This window comes from Streptomyces sp. NH27 (assembly GCF_056859195.1).
The window spans coordinates 1-6,052 of the sequence record NZ_JACEGK010000495.1 but is presented as its reverse complement, the minus strand read 5'-3'; the positions used below and the strand labels follow the sequence as shown (position 1 = coordinate 6,052).

The window sequence follows — 6,052 nt, the reverse complement described above, 5'->3', positions numbered from 1 at the left end:
CCGCAGGGGCCGGGCCTGCGGGCCCCCGACCGCACCGTCGTGGCCGAGCGCGCAGTTCCCCGCGCCCCTGGGATGCCCCCGCCTGCGGACATGGGCAACCTCGCGCAAAACGTTCACCCACAGGGGCGCGGGGAACTGCGCGACCAGCCCACCACCGTCGCGCACCGGATCCGCAGGCCCAGCCCCCGCGGCGAGATCACCGGACCACCGGCCAGTGGCCGGTTGCGCACGCAGTTCCCCGCGCCCCCATGGGCGCCGCCGCCCGCGAAGAACCCGCGGCCCGGGGAAGGGCTGAGCTAGAGCCAACCGTTCTGCCGCGCGCAGCGCACCGCTTCCATGCGGTTGCGGGTGCCCGTCTTGCCGATGGCCGCGGAGAGGTAGTTGCGCACGGTGGACTCGGAGAGGAAGACGCGCCGGGCGATGTCCGCGACGGTCGCGCCGTCGGCCGCGGCATTGAGCACGTCCTGCTCGCGAGGGGTCAGCGGGCTGGGCCCCGCGCTGAGCGCGGCCGCGGCGAGCGCGGGGTCGATCACCCGCTCCCCGCGCAGCACCCGGCGGATCGCGTCGGCGAGTTGCTCGACCGGCCCGTCCTTGACGAGGAACCCGGCCGCGCCCGCCTCCATCGCCCGTCGCAGGTAGCCGGGCCGGCCGAACGTCGTCAGGATCAGCACCTTGCACGACGGCAGTCGCTCGCGTAGTTCCGCGGCCGCGTCCAGCCCGCTGCGCCCGGGCAACTCGATGTCCAGCAGCGCGATGTCCGGCCGCGCGTCGAGCGCCTCCGGCACGATCCGGTCCCCCGCCTCCACCTGCGCGACGACCTCGATGTCGTCCTCCAGGTTCAGCAGCAACGCCAGCGCCCCCCGCATCATCCCCTGGTCCTCGGCGAGGAGCACGCGTACGGGCTTCGCCTCCCGCGCACCGTTCGCATCGCTCATCCCGCAAGCCTAGTCAGTCCACCCGCGCGCCTGTTCGTCCGTCCGTCCGTTCGTCCGTCCGGAGCCGGTCAGCAGCAGGGGGTGGGAAGGGCGGTGGGGAGGTCGTCGGTGGCGAAGACGGTGGTGGTGGCGGTGTCGCCACATAGGGCGGCAACGGCGAGGAGGAGTGCGGCTGCGGTCCAGGTGGTGCGTTCGGCGGGCCAGACCGCGCGGTCGGCGAAGACGTAGCCGGTCCAGTAGAGGCCGTCGTCGGCGCGCAGGTGCTGGATGTCGGCGAGCACGCCGATCGCGCGGTCGGACTGGCCGATCGCCCAGAGCGCGAGGGCGAGTTCGGCGGACTCACCGCCGGTGACCCAGGGGTTGGGGTCCACGCAGCGGACGCCGAGCCCGGGCACCACGAAGCGGGACCAGCCGGCGTCGATACGGGCCAGGGCGGCGGGCCCGCGCAGGGTGCCGGTGAGGACCGGGTAGTACCAGTCCATGGAGTAGCGGGACTTGTCGAGGAAGCGCTCGGGGTGGTGGCACACCGCGTGGCCGAGCATGCCGGCCGACAACTCCCAGTCCGGCTGCGGCTCTTCGCGGTGCTCGGCGATGGCCAGGGCGCAGCGCAGCGCCTGGTGGATGGAGGAGCTGCCGGTGAGCAGGGCGTCGCCCACGGCGGTGCCGTCGGCATCGCGCTTCCAGCCGATCTGGCCGCCGGGCTGCTGGAGCGCGAGGACGTACTCGACGGCCGCGTGGACGGTGGGCCAGATCCGGTCGATGAACGCGTCGTCCCCGGTGGCGAGGTAGTGATGCCAGGCTCCGACGGCCACGTAGGCACAGAAGTTGGACTCGCGGCCGAGGTCGGTGGGATGGTCGGGGCTGCCGTCGTGGTAGGCGGCGTACCAGGAGCCGTCGGGGTTCTGGTGCCGGGCCAGCCAGTCGTACGCGGCTGCCGCGCGGTCGTGCTCGCCGGCCGCGTCCAGGGCCATCGCCACCTCGGTGTGGTCCCACGGGTCGAGGTGGTGGCCGCGGAACCACGGGATCGCCCCGTCGGCGCGCTGCACCGCGGCCATGGCGGCGACGGTCCGCTCGGCCTGCTCGGCGGTGAGCACACCGGGCAGCACCAGGCGCTCGGTGCGGCGGCCCTGCCCGCGGCTGGGCGAGGTCACTTGGCGCGGTCCGCGGCGAACCCGGCCGCCTCGCCCGCGAGTTCGGCGGACTGGTCGGACTGGTCGGACTCGCCGGCCCGGCCGGAGCCGGCGGGGCGCGCCGCCTGCTCGGGCAGCCGCGGCTTCGTCGCGTACGCCACGAAGCTCTTGCCGACCACCGGGTTGAGCACCTGCTCGGCGAGCCGGGTGGCCCGCGGCTTCTTCATGATGTCCCACACCAGCAGCTTGTGGTACAGCTTCACCGGCAGCGCCTGGTCGTTGTCCACGCCGACCGCGCACTTGATCCACCAGTACGGCGCGTGCAGGCCGTGCGCGTGATGGGTGCCGTACGGCTTCAGGCCCGCCTCCCGCATCCGGTCGAGGAGTTGGTCGCCCTTGTAGATGCGGATGTGGCCGCCCTCGACCTCGTGGTAGGCATCGGACAGCGCCCAGCAGATCTTCTCCGGGCCGTAGCGCGGCACCGTGACGGCGATCCGTCCGCCGGGCCGCAGCACCCGGACCATCTCGGCGAGCACGCCTTTGTCGTCGGGGATGTGCTCCATCACCTCGGAGATGATCACGACGTCGAAACTCCCGTCAGGGAACGGGAGTTGGAGTGCGTCGCCCTCCATCGCCAGCGCCGACGCGCCCGCCGGCGCCTCCCCGGCCTCCCGCATCGCCGCGAACCACTTGGCGACCTCGCGGATCTCCTCGCCGTTGCGGTCCAGCGCGACGACCTGCGCGCCGCGCCGGTAGCACTCGAAGGCGTGCCGCCCGGCCCCGCACCCGAGGTCCAGTACGCGGTCGCCCGCGGCGAGCGGGAAACGGGTGAAGTCGACGGTCAGCATCAGCGATTGCTCCCCACGGGGTTTCCCGGATATGCGGTCTTGGGGTGGTCGTGGTGGTCGTGGGGGTCGTCCCCCGGCGCCCTGTCGGACCCGGCCGACGCGGGCGCCGTGGCCGAAGTGGCCGACGCGGCCGACGCGGCCGAAGTGGCCGACGCGGTGGGCTCGGCCGATACGGCGGGCCCCGGAGGTCCGGCCGTACCCGCGCCGCCCGTACCCGGTACGGGCACCCGCACCGGTCCGGGATACGCCGCGATCGCCGCGCGGTACAACTCGGCGGTGGCCTCGGCCGCGCGTGTCCAGGTGAAGTGCGCGAGTACCCGTGCCCGCCCCGCCGCGCCGAGCCGCGCCCGCAACTCCGGCTCTCCCAGCAGCCGTTCGAGCGCCACGGCGAGCGCGCCCGCGTCCCCGGGCGGCACCGCGAGGCAGGTCTCGTGGTCGGGCCCGGCCACCTCCGGTATGGCGCCGCCGGTGGTGGCCACCAGCGGCGTGCCCGTGGCCATCGCCTCGGCGGCGGGCAGCGAGAAGCCCTCGTACAGCGACGGCACGCAGGCCACCTCGGCGCCGCGGATCAGGTCCACCAGTTCGGCGTCGCTGATGCCCTTGACGAACTCGACCGCGTCGGCCAGTCCGAAGTCGGCGATCGCGCGGGCCACCGGCCCCCGTTCGGGCCGCTTGCCGACCACCACGAGGTGCGCCTCGGGCTGCTGCGTACGGACCTTCGCCAGCGCCTCGACGAGGAAGACCAGGCCCTTGAGCGGCACGTCCGCGCTGGAGGTGGTGACGATCCGCCCGGGCACCTCGGGCACCGACGGGTCGGGCGCGAACAGCCGGGCGTCCGCGCCGATCGGCACGGTGTGCACCCGCTCGGGCCGCACCCCGAGGTCGGTGACGATCTCCTGCCGGGAGGAGCCGGAGACGGTCAGCACGGACGGCAGCCGCCGGGCCACCCGCTTCTGCATGCGGGTGAAGCCGTACCAGCGGCGTACCGACATCCGCTTGCGGCGGTCGGCCGCGGCCTCCAGTTCGAGGCGGCGGTCGACGGTGATGGGGTGGTGGATGGTGGTGACCAGCGGCAGGCCGAGGCCGAGCAGGCCGTACCCGAGGGTCTGGTTGTCGTGCACCACGTCGAAGTCGGCGCGGCGGGCGGCGAGATGGCGCCGCGCGCGCAGGCTGAACGTCAGCGGCTCGGGGAAGCCGCCGGTCCACATCGTGCCGACCTCCAGCGCGTCGACCCAGTCGCGGTACTCCGCCAGGCGCGGGGTGCGGAACGGGTCGGGCTGCCGGTACAGGTCCAGGCTGGGCAGTTCGGTGAGGGTGACGCCCTCGCCGAGCGCGTCCAGTACGGGATAGGGCTGCGCGCCGATCACCTCGACACTGTGGCCGAGCGCGGCCAGTTCGCGGGACAGGTGCCTGACGTACACACCCTGGCCGCCGCAGAACGGATTGCCCTTGTAGCTCAGCAGCGCGATCCGCAGTGGCCCGGACTGAGAGGTCACTCCGGCTCCCTTCTCGCTGCGATTGGGCCGGAGCGTAACCGGTCGCGCTAATCTAGAACAAGTTTCAGACTGGATCGTACAGGGGGCGGGTTCGCCCCCTCGCACCCGGCTGCCATCATGCACACACCACGAGCCGGGGCGCGCGGCACGCGACCCGGCACCCGCCCGGACCCGCACCGCAGGCCGGCGGCACCACCCAGAGGTACGCCAGAGGCACGTCAGAGGACAGTACGGATGAGCGCACACCCCAGACCACCGGCCTCGGCACTGACCGCGCGGCAGGAGGCCCGGCGCAACCGCATCCTCGCCGCCAGCACCGAACTGGCCTGCGGCGGTGGATTCGACGCGGTGCAGATGCGGGAGGTCGCCGAGCTGTCCGAGGTCGCCCTCGGCACCCTCTACCGCTACTTCCCTTCCAAGATCCACCTGTTGGTGGCGGTCATGGAGGACCAGCTCGGCCAGTTGCAGACCGCGCTGCGCACCCGCCCGCCGTCCGCGTCCGAGCCGGGCGCCCGCGTCGCCGACACCCTGCTGCGCGCCTTCCGCGCGCTCCAGCGCGAGCCGCTGATCGCCGACGCGATGTTCCGGGCGATGATCTTCGCGGACCGCTCGGTACGCGCCCAGGTCGACACGGTGTCCCGGCTGACCACCTCGATCATCGTGGAGGCGATGGGCCAACCGGGGGTGCCGCAGCCTGGCGGGGAGGGTGCGGGCGCGGAAGCCCAGGGCGGGAACGGCGCGGGAGCGGAGGCCGCGGGCCCGAACGGCGCCGGCGGGACGCTCGCGGCGGCGGAACACCCGGCCGCGGACCTCCCGGATGCGCGGCTCTCGGCCGTCCGGGTGATCGAGCACACCTGGCACGCGGCCCTGGTGAGCTGGATCTCGGGCCGCGCCTCGGTCGACGAGGTGACGGAGGACATCCGTACGGCCTGCGGCCTCCTCGACGTGACTCCGCCGCCGAACTGACGGCAGCACGGCGCCCGCGACGTGGTGGTGGCCGCCGGACCCGGCCGCCCGCGCGCCCGCTACGTCTCGACCTCCCCGCACACCCCTGGCACGCCCCCGCGCGCACCATTACCACGTCGCTACGTTCCGTATCAGGTCAGCTACGGTGAATTACTCCGATCGGAGGGCGTGCGTCCGCACACCGCGCGCCCCTGGCGCCTCCTGCCACTCCATCTCTGCACCCGGCAGGAGGCGAAGTTCACCCACACGGGGTGATCCGCCGGGTATGAATGGGTTCGCGTTCGTCCCGGGGGTCGCGGACATCACCCGCAGGGGGATCGAGGGCGGCGCACCGATGCGACCACGCGAGGGGAATACCCGGTGATACGTGTACTGGTGGCCCATGACACCTGCCTGCTGCGCTCCGCACTGGCGGCTCTGCTGGGCCGGGAGGCGGACTTCGAGGTGACGGACACGGCCTGGCCGCGCCTGGCCGAGTCCGCGCGGGACTTACGGCCCGACGTCTGCGTGGTCGACGCGGACTGTACGGGGTGGCGGCAGCACGTCGGCGGAGCGGCCGGCCCGCTCAACGGCGCGCTGGGCAGACCGTGGCGCGCCACCGCCGGCGCGGGCGCCGTCCACGGCAGGAGCGGGCTACGCGGCAGCGGGTCCGGGGCGGGGGCGGGCGGCCTCGGCTC

At 73.8% G+C, this 6,052-nt stretch carries 5 protein-coding genes and 2 pseudogenes; 3 read left to right on the top strand and 4 right to left on the bottom strand.

The features are described from left to right. Window positions 1–300: pseudogene (locus AC13HU_RS30250) on the top strand (hypothetical protein); the annotation flags it as partial. Here AC13HU_RS30250 and AC13HU_RS30245 read toward each other — a convergent pair. The 4 genes from AC13HU_RS30245 to AC13HU_RS30230 form a co-directional block, all read right to left on the bottom strand. Next, window positions 297–935 (bottom strand): response regulator, encoded by a 639-nt coding sequence (locus tag AC13HU_RS30245; RefSeq protein WP_483045161.1) that lies wholly within the window; start codon window positions 933–935, stop codon window positions 297–299. The pseudogene AC13HU_RS30250 and the gene AC13HU_RS30245 sit on opposite strands and share 4 nt — an antisense overlap. A 68-nt stretch (window positions 936–1,003) precedes the next feature. Next, window positions 1,004–2,086, bottom strand: coding sequence for a prenyltransferase/squalene oxidase repeat-containing protein (locus AC13HU_RS30240; RefSeq protein ID WP_483045160.1), 1,083 nt, complete (start codon window positions 2,084–2,086; stop codon window positions 1,004–1,006). Beyond that, the gene (locus AC13HU_RS30235) at window positions 2,083–2,913 is read right to left on the bottom strand and encodes a class I SAM-dependent methyltransferase (RefSeq protein ID WP_483045159.1); all 831 of its coding nucleotides are present in this window, start codon (window positions 2,911–2,913) and stop codon (window positions 2,083–2,085) included. The genes AC13HU_RS30240 and AC13HU_RS30235 overlap by 4 nt, the downstream gene beginning before the upstream one ends. Next, window positions 2,913–4,409, bottom strand: coding sequence for a glycosyltransferase family 4 protein (locus AC13HU_RS30230; RefSeq protein WP_483045158.1), 1,497 nt, complete (start codon window positions 4,407–4,409; stop codon window positions 2,913–2,915). Before AC13HU_RS30230 ends, AC13HU_RS30235 begins: the two co-directional genes overlap by 1 nt. Window positions 4,410–4,643: 234 nt before the next feature. On the opposite strand from AC13HU_RS30230, the gene AC13HU_RS30225 reads away from it, so the two are divergent. Together AC13HU_RS30225 and AC13HU_RS30220 are read left to right on the top strand one after the other, a co-directional pair. Next, a complete protein-coding gene (locus tag AC13HU_RS30225) occupies window positions 4,644–5,375 on the top strand; it encodes a TetR family transcriptional regulator (RefSeq protein ID WP_483045157.1) in 732 nt (243 codons plus the stop codon). A 360-nt stretch (window positions 5,376–5,735) separates the two neighbouring features. Further along, window positions 5,736–6,052: pseudogene (locus AC13HU_RS30220) on the top strand (DNA-binding response regulator); the annotation flags it as partial.